Annotated in this window: 17 protein-coding genes and 2 tRNA genes; 3 read left to right on the top strand and 16 right to left on the bottom strand. The window is 74.4% G+C overall.

Translation table 11 applies throughout. The features are described 5' to 3' along the window. Positions 1-220: 220 nt before the first annotated feature. The 9 genes from ACQZ2A_RS18460 to ACQZ2A_RS18420 form a co-directional block, all read right to left on the bottom strand. On the bottom strand, positions 221-961 hold the full coding sequence (locus tag ACQZ2A_RS18460; protein ID WP_430213986.1) for a hypothetical protein: 741 nt from the start codon (positions 959-961) through the stop codon (positions 221-223). Between the two features lie 542 nt (positions 962-1,503). After that, positions 1,504-2,577: a UDP-N-acetylmuramate dehydrogenase gene (locus ACQZ2A_RS18455; RefSeq protein ID WP_430213985.1), complete on the bottom strand. Its 1,074-nt coding sequence runs from the start codon at positions 2,575-2,577 to the stop codon at positions 1,504-1,506. Beyond that, the gene (locus tag ACQZ2A_RS18450) at positions 2,577-2,999 is read right to left on the bottom strand and encodes a MaoC family dehydratase (protein WP_430213984.1); all 423 of its coding nucleotides are present in this window, start codon (positions 2,997-2,999) and stop codon (positions 2,577-2,579) included. The genes ACQZ2A_RS18455 and ACQZ2A_RS18450 overlap by 1 nt, the downstream gene beginning before the upstream one ends. Further along, complete coding sequence (locus ACQZ2A_RS18445) at positions 2,999-3,448, bottom strand: FAS1-like dehydratase domain-containing protein (protein ID WP_430213983.1); 450 nt, start codon at positions 3,446-3,448, stop codon at positions 2,999-3,001. The genes ACQZ2A_RS18450 and ACQZ2A_RS18445 overlap by 1 nt, the downstream gene beginning before the upstream one ends. Before the next feature lie 121 nt (positions 3,449-3,569). Continuing rightward, positions 3,570-3,737, bottom strand: coding sequence for a 50S ribosomal protein L33 (rpmG, locus tag ACQZ2A_RS18440; RefSeq protein ID WP_030526789.1), 168 nt, complete (start codon positions 3,735-3,737; stop codon positions 3,570-3,572). Between the two features lie 129 nt (positions 3,738-3,866). Next, positions 3,867-3,940: transfer RNA gene (locus tag ACQZ2A_RS18435), tRNA-Met, on the bottom strand. A gap of 53 nt (positions 3,941-3,993) precedes the next feature. Continuing rightward, positions 3,994-4,066: transfer RNA gene (locus ACQZ2A_RS18430), tRNA-Thr, on the bottom strand. Positions 4,067-4,116: 50 nt separating this feature from the next. Beyond that, positions 4,117-4,869, bottom strand: coding sequence for a helical backbone metal receptor (locus ACQZ2A_RS18425; protein WP_430213982.1), 753 nt, complete (start codon positions 4,867-4,869; stop codon positions 4,117-4,119). 7 nt (positions 4,870-4,876) lie between these two features. After that, positions 4,877-5,638: an SDR family NAD(P)-dependent oxidoreductase gene (locus ACQZ2A_RS18420; protein WP_430213980.1), complete on the bottom strand. Its 762-nt coding sequence runs from the start codon at positions 5,636-5,638 to the stop codon at positions 4,877-4,879. Positions 5,639-5,708: 70 nt separating this feature from the next. Here ACQZ2A_RS18420 and ACQZ2A_RS18415 point away from each other — a divergent pair, with 70 nt between their 5' ends. After that, entirely contained in the window at positions 5,709-6,509 is an 801-nt protein-coding gene (locus ACQZ2A_RS18415; protein WP_430213979.1) for a deoxyribonuclease IV, read from the top strand. Positions 6,510-6,550: 41 nt separating this feature from the next. Here the strand turns inward: ACQZ2A_RS18415 and ACQZ2A_RS18410 are convergent, their stop codons facing one another. Beyond that, positions 6,551-10,099, bottom strand: coding sequence for an ATP-binding cassette domain-containing protein (locus tag ACQZ2A_RS18410; RefSeq protein ID WP_430213977.1), 3,549 nt, complete (start codon positions 10,097-10,099; stop codon positions 6,551-6,553). An 86-nt stretch (positions 10,100-10,185) separates the two neighbouring features. On the opposite strand from ACQZ2A_RS18410, the gene ACQZ2A_RS18405 reads away from it, so the two are divergent. Both ACQZ2A_RS18405 and ACQZ2A_RS18400 read left to right on the top strand, forming a co-directional pair. Beyond that, positions 10,186-10,773 (top strand): GNAT family N-acetyltransferase, encoded by a 588-nt coding sequence (locus ACQZ2A_RS18405; protein WP_430213976.1) that lies wholly within the window; start codon positions 10,186-10,188, stop codon positions 10,771-10,773. Positions 10,774-10,807: 34 nt separating this feature from the next. After that, entirely contained in the window at positions 10,808-11,341 is a 534-nt protein-coding gene (locus ACQZ2A_RS18400) for an ASCH domain-containing protein (protein ID WP_430213974.1), read from the top strand. Positions 11,342-11,345: 4 nt separating this feature from the next. On the opposite strand, the gene icmF is transcribed toward ACQZ2A_RS18400, so the two are convergent. The 6 genes from icmF to ACQZ2A_RS18370 all read right to left on the bottom strand — a co-directional run bounded on the left by icmF (position 11,346) and on the right by ACQZ2A_RS18370 (position 20,511). Beyond that, positions 11,346-14,591 carry a fused isobutyryl-CoA mutase/GTPase IcmF gene (gene icmF / locus ACQZ2A_RS18395; RefSeq protein WP_430213972.1) on the bottom strand — a complete coding sequence of 1,082 codons (3,246 nt, stop codon included), beginning with the start codon at positions 14,589-14,591 and terminating at the stop codon, positions 11,346-11,348. 62 nt (positions 14,592-14,653) lie between these two features. Beyond that, on the bottom strand, positions 14,654-15,679 hold the full coding sequence (locus tag ACQZ2A_RS18390) for a hypothetical protein (protein ID WP_430213970.1): 1,026 nt from the start codon (positions 15,677-15,679) through the stop codon (positions 14,654-14,656). Further along, the gene (gene aroQ, locus ACQZ2A_RS18385; RefSeq protein ID WP_430213968.1) at positions 15,669-16,112 is read right to left on the bottom strand and encodes a type II 3-dehydroquinate dehydratase; all 444 of its coding nucleotides are present in this window, start codon (positions 16,110-16,112) and stop codon (positions 15,669-15,671) included. Before aroQ ends, ACQZ2A_RS18390 begins: the two co-directional genes overlap by 11 nt. 34 nt (positions 16,113-16,146) lie before the next feature. Next, positions 16,147-18,792 carry a DUF4153 domain-containing protein gene (locus ACQZ2A_RS18380; RefSeq protein ID WP_430213967.1) on the bottom strand — a complete coding sequence of 882 codons (2,646 nt, stop codon included), beginning with the start codon at positions 18,790-18,792 and terminating at the stop codon, positions 16,147-16,149. Further along, positions 18,789-19,490, bottom strand: coding sequence for a response regulator (locus ACQZ2A_RS18375; protein ID WP_430213965.1), 702 nt, complete (start codon positions 19,488-19,490; stop codon positions 18,789-18,791). Before ACQZ2A_RS18375 ends, ACQZ2A_RS18380 begins: the two co-directional genes overlap by 4 nt. A gap of 67 nt (positions 19,491-19,557) precedes the next feature. After that, positions 19,558-20,511: a GlxA family transcriptional regulator gene (locus tag ACQZ2A_RS18370; protein WP_430213963.1), complete on the bottom strand. Its 954-nt coding sequence runs from the start codon at positions 20,509-20,511 to the stop codon at positions 19,558-19,560. Positions 20,512-20,567 lie beyond the last annotated feature (56 nt).

Genomic DNA, 20,567 nt, shown 5'->3' with positions numbered 1-20,567 from the left:
ACCGGGCGTCCGCGCGTGGCGGACGCGGTACAGCACGATGGGTACCGCCGGAGACGTCCATGTGCTCCGGATGTCGGGCCACGGCCGAAGCGACCGGGCATCCGCGCGTGGCGGACGCGGTACAACACGGTGGGTGCCGCCGGAGGCGTCCATGTGCTCCGGGTGCCGGGCCACTGCGGAACGCTCGGCACGCGCGGGACCCGGGGCGGTCGGCTGTGCCTCAGGCGGCGTCCCGGCCGCACTCCTCGGTGGAGAGCTCGGGCGGTGCGTCGTTCTCGCGGAACGGCGGCCCGAGGCCGGGGTCGTCCGGCGCCACCTTCCCGGCTCGCAGTGGCGCCGCGTCGTCAGGCCCGTCGGAGGAGTGCTCGTCGTCCGCCGCGAGCAGGTAGAGCGTCGTGCCGTTCGGCATGAGCACGGGGCGCGGCGAGTACCAGAGCGGCTCCGGCGTCGGGCCGGAGAAGAACTCGTGCATCCACCACCACCTCGGGGGCGAGCTCACCCGCGTGGCTTCCAGGTGCCCCGGGAACCGCCGCGTCTCCCCACGTACCCGGGCGACGAGCTCGGTGCTCGGCCACTCCTCGGGTCCCACCGGCGACGGCGCACCCTCGGGTGGAAGCGCCCGGGGAAGGGTGCTCGCAACGCGAGGCTGCGGTTCGGGCGCCGACAGCGCGGAGTCGTCGACGCGTGGAGGGGTGGGCGAGCGCCCCAGGTACAGGGCGAAACCCGTGCCCTCGAGCGCGCGCACCACGTCGTCGAGCCGGTGCCCGCCGGCCGCGACCTCCAACCTCCCGAGCGTCGTCCGCGAGTACCCGCGCAGCGCCGCGTACGCCCGCTGGCTGAGCCGCAGCCGTCGACGATGGGCACGCAGGGCGAGACCGACCTCGTCAGAGAGGGTCAGGCGTGCGCGGGCCGCCGCGAGGAGCTCCTGCGCGGCCTCCGGCCGGGTGGGGTGGTGAACCATGGTCCGAGCCTGCAGCTCACCGTCCCGCCGGCCAAGAGCCCAGGTCGTACCTGTGGACGAGCCGGCGCCGACGGGGGCCCTGTGGACGAGCGCGACAGCCCCTCCCGCCACCAGTTCTCGACCGCCGGGCGAGGCGACCACGGGGACCGGCCCAGCATCCGGAGCACATGGACCTCCCGCAGCAACACACCAGTTCTCAACCACCGAGCGAGGCGACCACGGGGACCGGCCCAGCATCCGGAGCACATGGACCTCCCGCAGCAACACACCAGTTCTCGACCGCCGGGCGAGGCGACCACGGGGACCGGCCCAGCATCCGGAGCACATGGACCTCCCGCAGCAACACACCAGTTCTCGACCGCCGGGCGAGGCGACCGCGGGACCGGCCCGGCATCCGGAGCACATGGACCTCCCGCAGCAACACACCAGTTCTCGACCGCCGGGCGAGGCGACCGCGGGACCGGCCCGGCATCCGGAGCACATGGACGTCCCGCGACACCACACCTGTTCTCGCCGACCGGGACCCGGCCGTGTGCGTCGTCCTAGAGCTCCTGACCGAGCAGCACCGGCTCGTTGACCAGCGCCACCCCGAAGGCGTCGCGCACGCCGTCGCGCACCTCGCGGGCCAGGGCCACGATGTCCGACGTGTGCGCCGAGCCGCGGTTGGTCAGCGCCAGCGAGTGCTTCGTCGACACCGCGGCCGGACCGGGCATCGCGTACCCCTTGCCGAAGCCGGCCCGCTCGATGAGCCACGCCGCGGACGTCTTGACCCGGCCCCCCGCCTCTGGGAAGCGGGGCGGGGCCGGCGCGTCCGCCCCCAGCCGCTCGGCCGCCCGCTCCTCCAGGGCAGCGAACTCGGCCTCGGTGAGCACGGGGTTGGTGAAGAAGGACCCGCAGGACCAGGTGTCGTGGTCCTCGGAGTCGAGCACCATGCCCCGCCGCCGGCGCTGCGCCAGCACCGCCTCGCGCGCGTCGCCGAGCGGCACGCGCTCCCCCACCTCGACACCCAGCTGGGTCGCGAGGTCCGCGTACCGCACCGGCTGGGAGAGGCTCTGCAGCACGAGCTGGAACATCACGTCGAGCACGACGTAGCGGTCGGTCCCCTTGAACAGCGAGTGCCGGTAGGTGAAGCGGCAGTCCATCGTCATCATCGTGCGGACCCGCTCCTCGAGCCGGTCCCAGACGCGCACCCGCGCGATGGTCTGGGCGACCTCCTGCCCGTACGCCCCGACGTTCTGGATGGGCGTCGCGCCCGTGGATCCCGGGATGCCGGACAGCGCCTCGATGCCGGACCAGCCCTCGGCCACGGCTCGCTCGACGAACGGGTCCCACGGCTCGCCGGCCGCCACCGTCACGTTCGCGCCACCGCACAGGTCCGCCGAGTCCACCTCGACCCCGGTCGTCCGGACGGCCACGACGGTCCCCGCGAACCCATCGTCCGGCAGCACGAGGTTCGAGCCACCCCCGAGCACCAGCAGCGGCTCGTCGGCGTCGTCGACCTCGCGCACCGCGTCGACGAGCTCGTCGGTTGTCGAGACGACCACCATCCGCGCCGCCGGGCCGCCCACGCGCATGGTGGTCCAGCCCGCGAGGGGCTCGTCGTGCCGCTCCTCCATCAGTCGAGGCGCACGACGGCGATGCAGCGGCCGAGCACCTTCTGCCCGTCGCTCGCGACCGCCAGGTCGACCGAGACGCGGCCGCTCTCCGCGTCGACGGCGGTGACCTTGCCCTCGACCGTCACCGTGGTGCCGGAGGTCGGGACGACCACGGGCTTGGTGAACCGTGTGCCGTACTCGACCACCCGCCCGGCATCGCCCGCCCACTCGGCGACGACGGTGCCGGCGGCGCCCATCGTCCACATCCCGTGCGCGATGACGTCCGGGAGACCGACCGAGCGCGCGAACTCCTCGTCCTGGTGGATGGGGTTCTGGTCGCCGGAGGCGTTGGCGTACGCGACGAGGGTGTCGCGGGTGACGGGGACGGTGACCGGCCCGACGATCTCGCCGACGGACACCGAGGCGAGGGCGCGCGCGGCCATCAGTCCTCCCCTCCCCGGACGACGATGGTCGAGGTGCAGGTGGCGACCGTCTCGCCGGCGACCGTGGCCAGCTCGGTGCGCGTCGTGATCATCGAGTGGCCTCCGGCCTGGCGGATCTGGTCGACGGTCAGGGTGCCGAGCAGCTCGTCGCCCGCGGTGATCGGGCGGTGGTGGACGAAGCGCTGCTCGCCGTGGACGACCCGGCTGTAGTCGATACCGGCCTCCGGGTCCGCGACGTAGGTGCGGTCCGAGGCCTGTGCGAAGCGGACGGCCATCGTCGGCGGTGCCACGACGTCGGCGTAGCCGGCGGCGCGCGCGGCCTCGGCGTCGGTGTGGACCGGGTCGTGCGAGCCCACGGCCGCGGCGAACGCGGCGATGAGGGCGGCGTCCACGGCGTACGGCCCGCTCGGCGGGTAGGTGCGTCCGACGAAGTCGGGGTTCACGGCCATGGCGCCCACTCTAGGGGCGGACGCGCCGCCACCCCCACCCCGCCCGAGCGCCATCGCGGACGCGACGAGGCCGCCGGCACCGGAGGGGTGCGGGCGGCCTCGTCGGCGACGCGGGTGCGCGTCAGCGGGTCTCGCGGTGCGCCGTGTGCTTCTTGCAGCGCGGGCAGAACTTCGCCAGCTCGAGCCGGTCGGGGTCGTTGCGGCGGTTCTTCTTCGTGATGTAGTTGCGCTCCTTGCACTCCGTGCACGCCAGGGTGATCTTGGGGCGGACGTCGGTGGCCTTGGCCATGGGGGCAACCTGCTCTCGGAAAACGGTGGTGGATCTCGGGATGCGGCGCGGGCGAGGGATCCAGCCCACGCGCGGCACCAGCACAACAGGGTACGCGACCCCGGTGTTCCCGGGAAATCACGGACTGCGTAGCGGGAGCGGGGCTCGATCCCGCGACCTCACGATTATGAGTCGTGCGCTCTAACCAGCTGAGCTACCCCGCCTTGGGGGAACGACCGGGAACCCCTCTCGGGGAGCTGGGCTCCGGCCGGACCAGAGCCCCCTGTCGGAATCGAACCGACGACCTTTTCCTTACCATGGAAACGCTCTGCCGACTGAGCTAAGGGGGCGCGCGCGAGGGCCGAAAACCACCCATGAGCGCGACGGAGACACTACACGGTCACGCTCGGTCCAGTGAAATCCGGGCCTCCACCAGGGCCGGTCCGTACCAGGTGAGCAGCCGGCCGGAGACGAGCCGGGTCGGCACCCGGGTGAACGCCTCCGGGCCGTCGGCCGCGGTGAACTCGTACGGCTCGTCCGGGAGCAGGACGACGTCGGCCCCGTCCGGGTCGTCGAGCGCGGCGGCGTCGACGTGCGGGTAACGGCCCGACGCTCCCCCGGTGACGACCTCGAAGCCCGCGCGGGTCAGGAGGTCGGCGGTGAAGGTCGGCCGGCCGACGACCATCCACGGGTCGCGCCAGATCGGCACGACGGCCCTGGCGTGCGGCACCGGCACCGGGCCGGCCCAGGCCTCGCGCGCCTCGGCCAGCCAGCCCGGCTCGTCGACCGACAGCGCCTCGGCGAGCAGCCGCCCCATCGACGCCAGCGACTGCGGCACCGTCTCGATGTCGGTCACCCAGACCGCCAGACCGCGCTCGCGCATCCGGGTGACGTCGAGCTCGCGGTTCTCCTCCTTGTTCGCGACGACGAGGTCGGGCGCGAGATCGGCCACCGCCGCGAGGTCCGGGTTCTTCGTCCCCCGCACGCGCGTGACGTCGAGGTCGGCCGGGTGCGTGCACCAGTCGGTGGCCCCGACGAGCCGCTCCGGGCAGGTCGCCGCGAGCGCCTCGGTGAGCGAGGGCACGAGGGAGACCACGCGGCGCGCCGGCCCCGTGAGGGGCACCGGCGCGCCGAGGTCGTCGAGGAGGGGCATCAGGGCGTCAGCGCGGGGCCATCCGCAGCGCGCCGTCCATCCGGATGACCTCGCCGTTGAGGTAGTCGTGGTCGACGATCGCCAGGGCGAGCTTCGCGTACTCCTCGGGCCTGGCGAGGCGCTGCGGGAAGGGAACGCCCGCGGCGAGGCCGGCGCGGAACTCGTCGGAGACCGTGGCGAGCATCGGCGTCTCGACGATCCCGGGCGCGATGGTCACCACGCGGATGCCGTACTGCGCGAGGTCGCGGGCCGCCGGGAGGGTGAGCCCGACGATGCCGCCCTTGCTCGAGCTGTAGGCGGCCTGCCCGACCTGGCCGTCGTAGGCGGCGATGCTCGCCGTGTTGACGACGACTCCGCGCTGACCCTCGGCCTCGGGCTCGGTGGCGGCGATCGCCTCGGCGGCCACCGTCATGACGACGAAGGTGCCGAGCAGGTTGACCTCGAGGACCTTGCGGTACAGGTCGATCGAGTGGGTGCCCTTGCGTCCGAGGATGCGCTGCGAGGGTCCGATGCCGGCGCAGTTCACGACGACCCGCAGCGGCCGCTCGGGGTCACCGGCGGCCTCGGCGACGGCGGCACGCACGTCGGCCTCGGAGGTGACGTCGGTCGGCGCGTAGGTGATGCCCGAGACCTCGGGCGCGGCGGCGCAGGCGTCCGGGAGGTCGAGGGCGGTCACGCGGGCGCCCGCGGCGGCTAGGGCGGCGGCGGTGGCCGCGCCCAGGCCGGAGGCGCCCCCGGTGACGATGGCGGAGGTGTCGGCGATCTGCATGGCGCCATCCTGCCCTGCCCGGCGCCGGTGGCGGTGCCCGGGAGTCGGCGCCCCGTCGTAGCGTGGGGGCATGACGCTGCGCATCGGAGGACACGTCGACCAGGCCGACCCGGTGGGCGAGGCGCTCGCCCGCGGGGCCACACTCAGCCAGCTCTTCCTCGGCGACCCGCAGAGCTACAAGGGCCCGGTGGTCGAGTACCCGGGTGGCGCCGAGGCGCTGCGGGCGGCCGCCGAGGAGGCGGGCATCGACCTCTACGTCCACGCGCCCTACCCGATCAACGTGGCGGCGACGAACAACCGCATCCGCATCCCCGGGCGCAAGCTGCTCCAGCAGCACCTGCACGCCGCGGCCGAGATCGGCGCGAAGGGCGTCGTCGTCCACGGCGGCCACCTCGGCAAGGACGAGGACTCTGGCGTCGGCTTCGACAACTGGCGCAAGTGCGTCGACGGCCTCGAGATGCCGGTGCCGCTGCTCATCGAGAACACCGCCGGCGGCGACAACGCGATGGCCCGGCGGCTCGAGGCCATCGAGCGGCTCTGGGAGGCGATCGGCCGCGCCGAGGGCGGCGACACCGTCGGGTTCTGCCTCGACACCTGCCACGCGCACGCCGGCGGCAACGACCTCGGCGACGTCGTGGCCAAGGTCCGCGCCATCACCGGGCGGGTGGACCTGGTGCACTGCAACGACTCCCGCGACACCTTCGACTCCGGCGCCGACCGGCACACCAACCTCGGGTCGGGGCACATCGACGGCGCGGACATCGTCCACGTCGTCCGCGAGGCCGGGGCGCCGGTGGTCGTGGAGACGCCGGGCGGCACCGAGGGCCAGCGCGCGGACATCGACTGGCTCCGCGAGCGCGTCGACGCCTGAGGAGCGCGGCCGTCCCGGCCGGCGCGTGGCGTCAGCCGGCGTCAGCCGGCCAGGTGCGCCCAGCGCGGGCTCAGCTCGCGCCACGGACCGACGGCGGCGACCCGTCCCTCGACGAGCACGACGACCCGGTCGGCCTGGGCCAGCGCGGCCCGCTTCGAGGTGGCCCCGATGACCGTCGTGCGCCGCGCGCGCAGCGCCGACCAGAGCTCCACCTCGGTGGCGGCGTCGAGCGCGCTCGAGACGTCGTCGGCGAGGATCAGCTCGGTCTCGGCGGCCAGCGCGCGGGCGAGCGCGAGGCGCTGCACCTGTCCGCCGGAGAGCCGCACCCCCCGGTGGCCGACGAGGGCGTCGTGGCCACCGGCCTCGCGGACGTCCTGGTCCAGGCGCGCGTCGGCGATGGCCGGGCCGAGCGTGCGCCCGTGCCCGAGCACGACGTTGTCGGCGAAGGTGCCGGACAGCACGCGGGGCACCTGCGCCACGTGCGACACCTGGCCCGGGCGGAGGAAGACCTGGGCGTCCTCGACCTCGACGCCGTTCCAGGTGATCGACCCGGTGTGCTCGAGCAGCCCGGCGAGCGCGCCGAGCAGGCTGGACTTGCCGGAGCCGACCTGGCCGAGCAGGAGCACGAGCTCGCCGGCCGGGACGGTGAGGTCGACGCCCTCGACCCCGCGCGTGCCGTCGTCGTGCACGGCCCCGACCCCGGTGAGCCGGAGCTCCTCGAGCGGCACCCGGCTCGGCACCTCGGCCGCGGGGGCCGCGCCCTCGACGAGGTCGATGCCCGCCGGCAGCCGCACGAGGTCGACGCCGCCCGCGAGCCGGCTCGTGGCCCGCTGCCAGGAGCGGGTTCCGGGCGCCTCGGTGACGACGGCCCCGGCGACCCGGCCGAACCAGTCGAAGCCGTTGACGGCGCCCGAGACGAGGATGGCCGTCGCCAGGCCCCAGCCACCGAGCACGTAGACGCCCCAGGCGGCGACGACGCCGGCCTGCACCATGACGAGCGGCACGCCGTCGAGGACGGCCTGGACCCGGTGCTCGAAGACGGCGGCCCGCACGCGGCCGGCGTCCACCTGCCGCAGGTGCGCGTGGGCGGCCGGCGTGGCCGCCGCGAGCTTGACCGTGCGGGCCGACTCGAGGACGGAGACCACGGCCCGCCCGAAGCGCGCCCGCGCCCGGGACGACTCGGCCGCCGAGCGCCCGGCGATGGGCCGACCGACGGCGGAGGCCAGCGCCGCGCCCAGCAGCACGACGAGCAGCACCCCGCCGGCGAGCAGGCTGCCGCCGAGGGCCGCGGTGACGACGACGATGGCGAGGCCGTTGAGGAAGTCGACCCAGCGGTCGGCGTAGAGCGCGTACCGGTCGGCGTCCATCGAGCGCGCGACGACCTCGCCGGCCGGCGTCCGCTCGAGGCGGTGCTGGCGGGTCTGCCCGAGCAGCACGGACATCCGCACGCGGAGCATGACCTCGATCCACCAGCGCGGGTAGCGGCGCATCGCGGCGACGAGCACCAGCGGGGCGAAGAGCACCGACGCGGCGGTCAGGGCGGTGAGCACGACGGTCTCGGTGTCGCCGCCGGCGCCGGAGCGCAGGTGCTCGACGACCCGGCCCCACACGAAGCCGGTGGCCGCGCCGAACGCGCCCCCGAGCGCGGACACGAGGAACAGCACGGCCGGCCAGACACCCCACCGCGGCCGGACGAGGAGGGCCGAGAGGATGCCGCGCGCCAGCGACGGTCCCTCGCCGGGGTCGACGAGCGCGGGGGGCGGGCCGGCCCGCCGGGCCCCGGCGACGGCGAGACCCGCGGGACCGGGCTCCGCCGGCTCGGCGGCCGCACCGAGGTCGTCATCGAGGTCGTCCCCGCTGGCCGCGAGCAGGTCGCGGAACGGACCGTCGGCCCGGGCGAGCTCGGCGCGCGGGCCCTGCTGCACGACCCGGCCGTGGTCGAGCACGGCCACCCGGGACGCCCGGCGGGTGGTCGAGAGACGGTGGGCGACGAGGATGCCGGTGCGTCCGGTGAGCAGGCGGTCGGCGGCCCGGACGACGAGGGCCTCGGTGAGCGGGTCCATCCGCGCGGTCGCCTCGTCGAGGACGACGACCGCGACGTCACGCACGAGGAGGCGCGCGAAGGCGACGAGCTGCTCCTCGCCGGCCGAGAGGGCCGTGCCGCCCGGCCCGAGGAGGGTGTCGAGGCCGTCGGGCAGGGCGGCGACCCAGCCGTCGAGGCCCAGCTGCGTGACCGCCGCCTCGACCCGGGACCGCGGGAGGCCGGCGAAGAGCGTGATGTTCTCGGCGAGCGTGCCGGCGAGGATCTCGGTGCGCTGGGTGACGACGCCGACGGATGCGCGCAGCTGCTGCAGGTCGAGGTCGAGGACGTCGACGCCACCGAGGAACACCGAACCGGGTGCGGGCTCGACGGCCCGGGAGACGAGCGAGGCCAAGGTGGACTTGCCGGAACCGGTACGTCCGACGAGCGCGCAGGTCTGCCCGCCCGGCACCCGGAGGTCGACGTGGCGGAGCGCGAAACCGCCCTCGGGATAGGCGAACTCGAGGTCCCGGAACTCGAGGTCGAGGCGACCGCCCGGCACGGGCAGTCCGCCCACCGGCTCGGGCTCGGCCCCGAGCAGCTGGCGCAGCCGGGTGATGGCACCGAGCCCGGCCTGCAGCTCGGGGAGGTGGCGGGCCATCTGGTCGACCTGGCCGACGAAGGTGCTGGTGACGAGGAAGAGCGTGACGAGCCGGGCCACCGACAGGCCCCCGCCGGCGGCCATCGCCACACCGGCGACGAGGGTGCCGGCGAGCATCCCGTAGAGGAGCAGCCCGGTGCGGCGGGTGACCCGGACCTGGAGGTCGATGACCTGCCGGAAGCGCTCGTGCACCAGGGCGGAGAGCCGGCTCAGCCGGGCGACGACGTGGGCCTGGCCGAGGCTGGTGCGCAGGTCGTCGCGCGCGGTGACGCCCTCCTCGAGGGCGGCGGCGTGGTCGGTCCAGGCCATCTCCTCGACGACCTTGCGCTCGGCGATGGTGGGGAGCAGCCGACGCACGAGCAGGAAGGAGCCGGCCGCGGCGACGGGGAACAGGGCCCAGGCCGGCCACCAGGTGAGGCCGGCGACGACCCACATCGGCACGGCGGCGAAGACGGAGCGCAGGGCGTCCCACACCTGCCGGCGCAGCATCGCCCCGACGTCGTGGGTGTCGGCGTCGACCCGGTCGAGGACCTCGCCGACCGCCTGCTCGCCGAGGGCGTGCACCGGCTGGGCGAGCGCGGCGTCGACGAGGTCGTCGCGCAGGCGCCCCTCGGCGCGGTCGACGACGGCTGCCCAGAGCGTGCGACCGGCGGTGTCGAGGACGGCGGCGCCGACGACGCACAGCGCGAGCAGGCCGACGAGCCGCGTGGAGGGGTTCGCCGCGAGCAGCCCGGCGACCACCGTGCCGAGCGTGCGCCCCACGGCACCGGTGGCCGAGGCGAGCAGGGCCCACCCGGTGGACCAGCCGCGCAGGCGCCGCAGGTCGAGCCGACGCCCGGGCGCGACGGGACGCGCCTCGGCCGGCGCGAGGGCGGACGAGGCGGGCGGCGTCACGGTCGTCGTCCCCACCCACCAAACCTACGGCCCGGCGCCGACACGGGCATCCGGGTTTCCGTCCCGCCCCGGTCGTCGGCGGCCACCCCTAGGCTCGCGCCATGCCCGAGTTCACGTGGCGTCCGGCCAACGAGGCCTCCCCCGAGGAGGTCGAGGCGCTCTTCGAGGCCGGGGGCGCCCGGAAGTGCCGCTGCCAGGCACTCAAGGCGCCGGGCTGGATCTGGCGCGACACCACGCAGGACGAGCGCGACGCCGCCCTGGTGGCGCAGACCGGATGCGGCACCGACGGCCCGACCTCCGGCCTGGTCGGCTACGTCGACGGCGAGCCGGCCGGCTGGGTGGCCGTCGAGCCGCGCGAGGAGTACCCGCGCATCTGGGCGCGCAAGCAGCCGTGGATGCGGATGGACCCCGAGGCCGAGGGCATCTGGTCGGTCACCTGCTTCGTCGTGCGCAAGGGCTTCCGGCGGCAGGGGCTGATGTACGAGCTCGCCGCCGCCACCGTCGAGTACGGGCGGCAGGTCGGCGCCCGGGTCCTCGAGGGCTACCCCACCGAGCCGGTGCCGGGGAAGACGGTCATCTGGGACGAGGCGTCGGTCGGCCTGCTGCAGGTCTTCCTCGACGCCGGGTACTCCGTCCATGCCGAGCCCACGCTGCGCCGCCGGGTGGTCCGCCACCGCCTCGACGGCTGAGGCCCGCACCCCGACCTCCGGCTAGCCTCGGGAGATGCCTGCGCCCGATCCCGACCCCGCTCCGTCGACCGTCGACGCCTTCTGGGAGGTGGCGCGGGTGCGGGCCCGCCTCAACCCGACCGGGTTCTACGCCGGCGAGCGACCCCTGGGGATCCTTCCCCCACCCGCCTGGTCCTTCGGGGCCACGCCGGACCAGGCCGACCGGCTGCTCGCGCTCGTGCTCTCCGGCACCAAGACCGCGACCGCTAGCGCGCTGTGGGACTACGAGGCCGAGGGCGAGGTGCTGCCGGCCGTCGGTGACCTCGGCATCGTCACCGACGGCCGCGGCGTCCCGCGCGCGCTCATCGCGACGACCCGCGTCGAGACCGTCCCCTTCGACGACGTGGACGCCGAGCACGCCCACCTCGAGGGTGAGGGCGACCGGACGCTGACCTCCTGGCGCGAGGTGCACCGGCGGTTCTTCTCCGAGCACGCCGCCCACGAGCGCGGGTTCAGCCCCGACATGCCGGTCGTCCTCGAGCGCTTCGCCGTCCTCTACGGCGCGCCCGCCGACCCGGTCACCGGCTGAAGGCTCAGACGTTGCGGCGGTACTGGCCGCCCACCTCGAAGAACGCCTCGGTGACCTGCTGGAGCGAGCACACCCGCGCGGCGTCGACGAGCACGGCGAAGACGTTCTCGCCAGTGGTCGCCGCCTCCTTCAGCCGGGCCAGCGCCGCCTGCGCCGCGTCGCGGTGCTCCTCGCGGAAGCCCTCGACGCGGGCCAGCTGGCCCTCCTTCTCGGTCTCGGTGGCGCGGGCCAGCTCGACCTCCTTGGGCGAGACGTCGGAGTCGGGCCGCACGAAGGTGTTGACGCCGACGATCGGCAGCGAGCCGTCGTGCTTGCGGTGCTCGTAGAGCATCGACTCGTCCTGGATGCGCCCGCGCTGGTAGCCGGTCTCCATCGCGCCGAGGACTCCCCCGCGCTCGGAGATGCGGTCGAACTCGGCGAGCACGGCGGCCTCGACGAGGTCGGTGAGCTCGTCGACGACGAACGAGCCCTGGAGCGGGTTCTCGTTCATCGCGAGGCCCCACTCGCGGTTGATGATCAGCTGGATGGCCAGCGCGCGGCGCACCGACTCGGCGCTCGGGGTGGTGACGGCCTCGTCGTAGGCGTTGGTGTGCAGGCTGTTCGCGTTGTCGTAGATGGCGGTCAGCGCCTGCAGCGTCGTGCGGATGTCGTTGAAGTCCATCTCCTGGGCGTGCAGGGAACGACCCGACGTCTGCACGTGGTACTTCAGCTTCTGGCTGCGCTCGTTGGCGCCGTACTTCTCGCGCATCGCGACCGCCCAGATGCGGCGGGCGACCCGGCCGATGACGGTGTACTCGGGGTCCATCCCGTTGCTGAAGAAGAACGACAGGTTGGGCGCGAAGTCGTCGACGTCCATGCCGCGCGCGAGGTACGCCTCGACGTACGTGAAGCCGTTCGCGAGGGTGAACGCGAGCTGGCTGATGGGGTTCGCCCCGGCCTCGGCGATGTGGTAGCCGCTGATCGAGACCGAGTAGAAGTTGCGGACCTTCTTCTCGATGAACCACTCCTGGATGTCGGCCATCATCCGCAGGCTGAACTCGGTGGAGAACAGGCAGGTGTTCTGGCCCTGGTCCTCCTTGAGGATGTCGGCCTGCACCGTGCCGCGGACCGTGGCGAGGGCCCGGGCCCGGGCGGCCTCGCGCTCGGCGTCGTCGGGCTCACGGCCGTTCTCCTGCACCCACTTCTCGACCTCGCGGTCCATCGCGGTGTTGAGGAAGAACGCGAGGATGGTCGGCGCCGGGCCGTTGATCGTCATCGAGACGCTGGTGGTCGGCGAGGTGAGGTCGAAGCCGTCGTAGAGCGCCTTCATGTCCTCGAGCGTCGCGACGGAGACCCCGGACGTGCCGACCTTGCCGAAGATGTCGGGGCGGCGGTCGGGGTCCCGGCCGTAGAGCGTGACCGAGTCGAAGGCTGTCGAGAGGCGGGTGGCCGGCTGGCCCTCGGAGAGCAGCTTGAAGCGCCGGTTGGTGCGGAACGGGTCGCCCTCGCCGGCGAACATCCGGGCGGGGTCCTCGCCGTCACGCTTGAACGGGAACACCCCTGCGGCGAAGGGGAACACACCGGGGAGGTTCTCGCGGCGCAGGAACGACAGCAGGTCGCCGTCATCGCTGTAGCGGGGCAGTGACACGCGGCGGATCTCGTTGCCGGAGAGCGACTCCCGAACGAGCTTGGTGTGGATCTCCTTGTCGCGCACCGTGACCACCTGCTCGTCCCCGGAGTACGCCTCGACGACGGAGGGCCACTGGTCGAGCTGACGACGCAGGGCGGCGGGCAGGTCGTCGCGGGCCTGCTCGAGAAGCGCGTCGAGGTCGGCAGTGTCCTTGCCGGCGCTGGCGAGCGCCTCGCGGGCGTCGTCGAGCCGCTGCACCCGGCGGGCGGCGTCGGCCCAGCGCTCGGTCTCCGCGTGGTAGCCGCGCACCGTCTCGGCGATCTCGGCGAGGTAGCGCACGCGCTGCGGCGGGACGACCTGGCGGAGCATCGTCGAGTGGCGGACGTCGACGACGGGGAGCGTCCCCTCGGCGACGGGCAGGCCGACGCCGACCAGCTGTCCGCGCAGCTCCTGGTACAGCGCGGTGACCCCGTCGTCGTTGAAGGTGGCCGCCGAGGTGCCGAACACCGGCATGTCCTCGGGCCGCTTGCCGAACGCCTCGCGGTTGCGGACCATCTGGCGCCCGACGTCGCGCAGGGCGTCCATCGCACCGCGGCGCTCGAACTTGTTGACGGCCACGACGTCGGCGAGGTCGAGCATGTCGATCTTCTCGAGCTGGCTGGCGGCGCCGAACTCGGGCGTCATGACGTAGAGGTTGACGTCGGCGTAGGAGGTGATGGCGGCGTCGCCCTGGCCGATGCCCGGCGTCTCGACGACGACGAGGTCGTAGCCGGCGGCCTTGAGGATGGTGATGACGTCGCCGAGCGCCTCCGGCACCTCGCGCCCACCGCGGGTGGCCAGCGAGCGGAAGTACACGCGGTCGCCGTCGAGGCTGTTCATCCGGATGCGGTCGCCGAGGAGGGCCCCTCCCCCGCGGCGGCGGGTGGGGTCGACGGCGACGCAGGCGATGCGGAGCTTGTCCTGCTGGTCGACGCGCAGCCGCCGGACGAGCTCGTCGGTGAGGCTGGACTTGCCGGAGCCACCGGTGCCGGTGATGCCGAGGACCGGCACGGTGCGTGCGGCCGCAGCACGCTCGAGCTCGGCGCGCATCGCGTCGGAGAGGTGGCCGGTCTCGGCGGCGGTGACGGCGCGCGCGACGGCCGAGCGGTCGCCGGAGAGCACGGCCTCGAGGGTGGTCGGAGCGACCTCCCAGAGGTCGGTGTCGCACGCCGCGACGACCTGGTTGACCATCCCGGGCAGGCCGAGCCGCTGGCCGTCCTCGGGGCTGAAGATCGTGACGCCGGCCTCGCGCAGCCGGGCGATCTCGGCCGGGACGATGACCCCGCCGCCACCGCCGACGACCTGCACGTGCGGGGCCCCGGCCTCGCGGAGCAGCTCGACGAGGTACTCGAAGTACTCGACGTGTCCGCCCTGGTACGAGCTGACGGCGACACCCTGCGCGTCCTCGTCGATGACGGCGTCGACGACCTCGCGCACGGAGCGGTTGTGGCCGAGGTGCACGACCTCGGCGCCCTGGCTCTGCATGATCCGCCGCATGATGTTGATCGAGGCGTCGTGGCCGTCGAAGAGGGCGGAGGCGGTGACGATGCGGACGGGGTGGGTCGGGACGTGGAGCCCGGCGCCGGTCGGCTGCGCTGCCATGGGGTGGTCCTCCAGTTCGGGGTGTCCGAAAATAGTAGGACGTCCAACTACCTACCCGGAAGTCACCAGGCGACCGCCGCGGCGTGGGGGTCCGGGGCCGCGGCGTCGACCAGCCAGGTCGGCACCGAGCGGAGGAACGGCTCGTCGACGCGCTCGACCGGGACGTCGGCCTGGAGCCGGCGCCACGACTCGGCCCGGTGCAGGCACGAGAGCCGGTGCGCCGCCGGCAGGAGCGCTCGCAGGGTCGCGCGGTCCGTCCGGTCGGTCCACGGCTCGAGGTAGGCGTCGGTCGCGCGCCGCAGCTCGGGGCCGTCGGGGTCGAGCTCGAGACGGTTCGCCATGATCCAGAGCGGGATGCGCGCCGCCGTGAACGGATGGGTCCACAGGGCGTCGCCGAGGTCGATGAACGCCGCACCGCCGTCGGGGCGCCGGAAGGCGTTGCCGAGGTGCAGGTCGTTGTGCTGGAGGGAGGGCGCCGTCCACGACGCGGCCAGCTCCTCGGCGGCGTTCCGCAGCCGCGGGATGCCGGCCTCGACCGCGGCCGCCTCGGCGTCGTCGAGGCGGCGGGGGTCCCCGTCCGGGTGGGCCCGCACCTCGGCGACGAGGCGGCCCAGCCACGCCTCGACGTCATCCGGCGACTCGGGGAACCGCGGCAGGCCGGTCGCGAGCGCGGCCTCCTCGTGCCCCGTCAGCGCGTGCTGGAGCGCGCCGAAGTCGCGCAGGACGCCGACCCAGTCCTCCAGCGGGGGCGCGGCATCGTCGTGCCACATCGGCAGGCCGAGGTCGGCGGTGGCCAGCCATCCGCGATCGCGGTCGACGGCGAGCGGCGTCGGCACGGCCCCCGGCACGACGTGGTGCACCACTTCCACCAGCCCGGCCTCGAAGCTCTGCGACGGGGCGTTCTCCTTGACCCACACCCGGCCGCCGTCGGTCTCGACCCGCGCGATCACGGACCAGAACCTCACCCGGTCGCGCTCGACCGGGCCGGTCGGGGTCAAGCCGCGCCGCTCGAGGGCCGGGAGCAGCCACGCCTCGACCTCCTCGAGCCAGGCCGCGCCCTCCCAGCGGGCGGGGTGGTCAGCCGGCACGGCGTCCGGCGACCCACGCGACCGCCTCGGCGTACCCGGCAACGCCGTGCCCGATGACGTGGTGGTCGCAGACGTCGGCGAGGTAGGAGAAGTGCCGGAACTCCTCGCGCGCGTGGATGTCGCTGATGTGCACCTCGACCCGCGGCACCCGGCAGGCCGACAGGGCGTCGCGCAGGGCGACCGACGTGTGCGTGTACCCGGCGGCGTTGAGGACGATGCCCGCCGACCCGGCACGCCCCTCCTGCACCCAGTCGACGAGCGTGCCCTCGTGGTTGCTCTGCCGGAAGTCGACGGTCAGGCCGTGCCGGGCGGCCTCCTCGACGCAGAGCGCCTGGACGTCGGCCAGCGTGTGGTGCCCGTAGACCTCGGGCTCGCGCTCGCCGAGGAGGTTGAGGTTCGGGCCGTTGAGCACGAGCACGGTGCGGTCGTCCATGACGGCGAGCATGCCACCCGGACGCCGGGCCGCGTCAGCGCTGGTAGGTGTCGGTGAGGTAGGCCGAGCAGTCCGTGGGCGGGGACCCCACGGTGGCGAGGGCGCTCTCGGCCCGGGCGCGTCCGAGGTTCCAGCCGAGGACGTCGTCGGTGGCCCGGCGGTCGAAGACCTCGAGGTCGGCCGGCGAGCCGACCACACAGGCGGCCATCTCGCGCGGCAGCCGCTCGGCGAGCACCGGCGCGGCATCGGCGGACAGCGTCGACAGGTAGAGGGTGTCGACCTTGCCCGTCGCCTCGTAGCGGTCGATGTTCTGCCCGGCGACCCACGCATCGGGGTTCATCGCGGCGAAGCCCAGCGTGAAGACCGCGCCCGAGACGAGGACGGCCCGGGCCACCCACCGCGTCGAGAGGCCGAGGACGGCGACGAGGAGCATGAGGACGACGAGGCCGAGCCACAGCTCGAAGCCGTCGACGAAGACGCGGAGCACGGTGTAGCCGAACGCGTCCTGGTAGAGCGACATCCGGTACAGCGCCGACGCCACGACGGCCAATGTGAAGACCCCGAGGGCGCCGAGGAGCACGCGCACGACGAGCCGGTCACGGGCGCTCTCGCGGGTGGCGATGCGCAGGGTGAGCGTCATGACGAGCACGGTGAAGGCGGTGGCGACGGTCAGCTGGCCGAAGCCCTGGTGCACGTACTCGGCGTGGGTGAGACCGGTCGTGCGCCGCAGGTAGGCATCGCCGCCGAAGAGCACCGTCGCCTGGGCCACGAGAAACCCGCCGAAGAGGAGGACGACGACACCGACGGGGACGGCCCACTCCCACACCGGGCGGGTGCGGCGGCTCTCGGGCAGGGCGACGAGGTCGGCCTGAGGAGGGTTGAGCGCGAGGTAGGCCCCGGTGAGCGCGACACCCGTGAGCAGCACGAAGAGGAAGCCGCGCAGCACGATGGTGTCCCAGCCGAGGTCCGGCACGAGCGCGGAGGCCCACGACCCGAAGACCGCGTCGCCCGTGGCGAACAGCCCGCCGAAGACGACGAGGACCAGCAGCGACAGGACGACGGTGCGCACGACCGGCCAGAGCACGGACACGCGGCTCGTCGCGGTGATCGTGCGACCGAGCAGCGGGAGCCCACGCAGTGCCGACAGTGGCCAGGCCGCCCAGCTGGCGAGGATGGCGAGCAGCCCGTGGGCCCGGGTGAGGGCGGCCGCGGCGACGGCGACCCCGGCGAGGACCGAGAGCGTGACGACACCCCCGGCGTCGCGCAGCGTGGCCACACTCGCGAGGAGCAGCGCCACCACCCCGCCCCCGATGGTCCACGGGTCGCGCCGGTGCCGGGCGACGGTCCACATCAGGGCCCCGGTCGCGACCATGACGAGCGAGGTCGCCAGCCCGATGCCGCGGTACGGCCAGGTGAGTGCGGCGAGCAGCCCGATGCCGGCCGCGGCACCGACGACCCCGACGCGGGGCCGGCGGTCCGGCTCCGGCCAGACGCGGGACAGCGCGCCGTCGACCGGACCGGGGCCTCCGCCGCCGTAGGGGCCGACCGCCGTCGCGGGCGGAACGGCGGCTCCGGCGGGGACGGGGGTCGGGACGCCCATGGCGGCCTCCTGGGTCGGCGGGACGGGTGTGTTGAGCGGGGTTGCGGCAGAGGGGATCTCGCGCAGGTGGGAGGGACGTTCGGCATCGGGCGACACCGGCAGGGTCACGCGGAAGCAGGCGCCACCGTCGCCGGGCACCACCTCGACCCGCCCGCCGTGCAGCTCGCAGACCCACCGGACGATGGCCAGGCCGAGGCCGGTGCCGCCGGCGGAGTCCGCTCCGGTGCCGAACCGCTCGAACACGCGCCCTGCGTCCTCGGCCGCGATGCCGGGCCCCTCGTCGCGGACCTCGAGCACCCAGTGCGCCGGGCCGTCGAGGCGCGCGGAGAGGCGGACCTCGCCGTAGGGCGGGCTGTGCCGCACCGCGTTGTCCGCGAGGTTGGCGACGAGCTGCGCCAGCCGCGCCGGGTCGGCGCTGACCTCGAGGTCACGCGGCTCGACCACCTGCCGGACCCGGACCGGACGACCCGACACCCCGGCCTCGGCCACGGCGCGCTCGAGCAGGTCGGCGACACGGACCGGACCGAGCGCGAGCGGTGCGACGCCGGCGTCGATGCGCGAGAGGTCGAGCAGGTCGCCGACGAGCGCGCTGAGCCGCTCGGCCTGGGCGAGCGCGGCGCGCAGCGTCTCGGGGTCGGGCTCGACGACACCGTCGGCGAGGTTCTCGAGCAGCGCACGCTGCGCCGTGAGCGGGGTCCGCAGCTCGTGCGAGACGGTGGCGATGAGCCGCCGCCGCTCGAGGTCGGCGCCGGCGAGCTCGGCGGCCATCGCGTTGAAGGTCCGGGCGAGCTGGCCGACCTCGTCGGAGGAGGTCGCACTCACCCGCTGCCCGTAGTCGCCGACGGCCATCCGCCGGGCGGCGTCGGTCATCGCCCGCAGCGGCGAGGTCATCCCCCGCGCGAGCCACTGGGTGACGGCCACCGCGGCTCCGGCCGTGACGGGCACGCTCTGCCACCACGGCACACCGGCACCGTCGCCGATCGCCGCGACGAGCACGGCCGCGAGGACGCTCGCCCCGACGAGCAGCCCGAGCTTGAGCTTGATCGAGGTGACGGCGTCGAGCGGGCGGTCGGTGTTCACCCGCCCACCTCCAGGGCGTAGCCGACGCCGTGAACGGTGCGCACGCGCTCGGCCCCGATCTTGGCGCGCAGGGCCTTGACGTGGCTGTCGAGGGTGCGGGTGCCGGCGGCGTCGCCCCAGCCCCACACCTCGCGCATCAGCTCCTCGCGGGAGCGGACGGTGCCGGGCGCGGCGGCGAGCGCACACAGGAGGTCGAACTCCAGCGGCGTGAGGTGCACCTGCTCCCCGTCGATGCTCACCCGCCGCGAGGCCGGGTCGACGACGAGGCCCGCGAGGTCCATCCGGCCGGTGCTGCGGGCCAGCTCCTCGGCCCGCTCGACGCGCCGCAACAGGGCCCGCAGCCGGGCGACGACCTCGCGCATCGAGAAGGGCTTGGTGACGTAGTCGTCGGCGCCGACGCCGAGCCCCACGAGGAGGTCGGTCTCGTCGTCGCGGGCGGTGAGCATCAGGACGGGGACGGGGCGGACGGCCTGGATGCGGCGGCAGACCTCGAGGCCGTCGAAGCCGGGGAGCATCACGTCGAGGAGGACGGCGTCCGGGTCGTGCGCGGCGAAGGCGGCGACGGCCGACGGGCCGTCGAACGCCTGGTGCACGGCGAAGCCCTCGGCGCGCAGCCGGTCGGTGACGGCCTGGTTGATCGTCGGCTCGTCCTCGACGACGAGCACGCTGCGCGCGCCGGCGGTCATCCCCTCGGTCATGCTGCGAGCGTAGGACCGGGCGGCTGCAGCCCGCCGGGCCTCCGTGTGGAGATCGTGTGAAGGTCGCTCAGGCCGTGACGCGGTGCTGGGCGCGGAAGGCGGTCGGGGTGATGCCCGTGCAGCGCGAGAAGTGGTGGCGCAGCAGCGCGGCCGAGCCGAACCCGGCGTCCCGCGCGACCTCCTCGATGCTCAGGTCGCTCTCCTCGAGGAGGTGGCGGGCGCGCAGCACGCGCTGGTCGGTGACCCACTGGTGCGGGGTCGTGCCGGTCTCGGCGACGAAGCGGCGGGCGAAGGTGCGCGGGGACATCGCGGCGCGGGCGGCGAGGTCGTCGACGGTGAAGGACTCGTCGAGGTGCTGCACCATCCACTGGAGCAGCGGGCCGAGGCTGTCGGCCTCGCAGGTGGGCACCGGCCGCTCGACGAACTGGCGCTGGCCGCCGTCACGGTGCGGCGGCACGACCATCCGGCGCGAGATCGTCGCCGCGACGGCGGCGCCCAGCTCGGTGCGCACGAGGTGGAGGGCGGCGTCGATGCCGGCCGCGGTGCCGGCGCTGGTGATGACGTTGCCGTCGCGGACGTAGAGGACGTCGGGGTCGACCGAGGCGGCCGGGGCCATCGCGGCGAGCTCGGCGGCGTGCATCCAGTGCGTGGTGCACGAACGACCGTCGAGGATGCCGGCCGCGGCGAGGGTGAACGCGCCGGAGCAGACCGACATCACCCAGGCGCCGCGCTCGTGCGCGTCGCGCAGCGCCGCGACGACGGCCGGGCTGGGCGTCTGCGCCGCGGGCGAGGCGGGGACGGCCACCAGGTCGGCGTCGTACGTCGCGTCGAGGCGGTGGGCGGCCGTGACGGTCGTGCCGTGGCGGGCGTCGAGCGGGCGGTCCTCCTCCGAGCACACCCGGTAGTCGAAGGGCGGCAGCCCCTCCTCGGTGCGGTCGATGCCGAAGACCTCGGCGAGCACGCCGTACTCGAAGAGGGCTACCGGCTCCTGGAGGAGGACGGCGACGGTGCGCAGGGCCATCGCCCTAGTATGGCAGAAACTTGTGGATGAGCGTCAGGTCTGCCACTGGTGGCAGG

It is taken from the genome of Phycicoccus avicenniae (genome assembly GCF_050496545.1).
Taxonomy (GTDB): domain Bacteria; phylum Actinomycetota; class Actinomycetes; order Actinomycetales; family Dermatophilaceae; genus Phycicoccus; species Phycicoccus avicenniae_A.
Note: the sequence above shows the minus strand (reverse complement) of the source record. Positions and strands in the feature narration are given on the sequence as shown.

Coding starts and splice junctions, on each gene's coding strand:
- ACQZ2A_RS18370 (WP_430213963.1), bottom strand. CDS start 20,511: ATGGCCCTGCGCACCGTCGCCGTCCTCCTCCAGGAGCCGGTAGCCCTC.
- ACQZ2A_RS18455 (WP_430213985.1), bottom strand. CDS start 2,577: ATGGAGGAGCGGCACGACGAGCCCCTCGCGGGCTGGACCACCATGCGC.
- ACQZ2A_RS18450 (WP_430213984.1), bottom strand. CDS start 2,999: ATGGCCGCGCGCGCCCTCGCCTCGGTGTCCGTCGGCGAGATCGTCGGG.
- ACQZ2A_RS18460 (WP_430213986.1), bottom strand. CDS start 961: ATGGTTCACCACCCCACCCGGCCGGAGGCCGCGCAGGAGCTCCTCGCG.
- ACQZ2A_RS18405 (WP_430213976.1), top strand. CDS start 10,186: ATGCCCGAGTTCACGTGGCGTCCGGCCAACGAGGCCTCCCCCGAGGAG.
- rpmG (WP_030526789.1), bottom strand. CDS start 3,737: ATGGCCAAGGCCACCGACGTCCGCCCCAAGATCACCCTGGCGTGCACG.
- ACQZ2A_RS18425 (WP_430213982.1), bottom strand. CDS start 4,869: ATGCCCCTCCTCGACGACCTCGGCGCGCCGGTGCCCCTCACGGGGCCG.
- ACQZ2A_RS18375 (WP_430213965.1), bottom strand. CDS start 19,490: ATGACCGAGGGGATGACCGCCGGCGCGCGCAGCGTGCTCGTCGTCGAG.
- aroQ (WP_430213968.1), bottom strand. CDS start 16,112: ATGGACGACCGCACCGTGCTCGTGCTCAACGGCCCGAACCTCAACCTC.
- icmF (WP_430213972.1), bottom strand. CDS start 14,591: ATGGCAGCGCAGCCGACCGGCGCCGGGCTCCACGTCCCGACCCACCCC.
- ACQZ2A_RS18445 (WP_430213983.1), bottom strand. CDS start 3,448: ATGGCCGTGAACCCCGACTTCGTCGGACGCACCTACCCGCCGAGCGGG.
- ACQZ2A_RS18420 (WP_430213980.1), bottom strand. CDS start 5,638: ATGCAGATCGCCGACACCTCCGCCATCGTCACCGGGGGCGCCTCCGGC.
- ACQZ2A_RS18400 (WP_430213974.1), top strand. CDS start 10,808: ATGCCTGCGCCCGATCCCGACCCCGCTCCGTCGACCGTCGACGCCTTC.
- ACQZ2A_RS18415 (WP_430213979.1), top strand. CDS start 5,709: ATGACGCTGCGCATCGGAGGACACGTCGACCAGGCCGACCCGGTGGGC.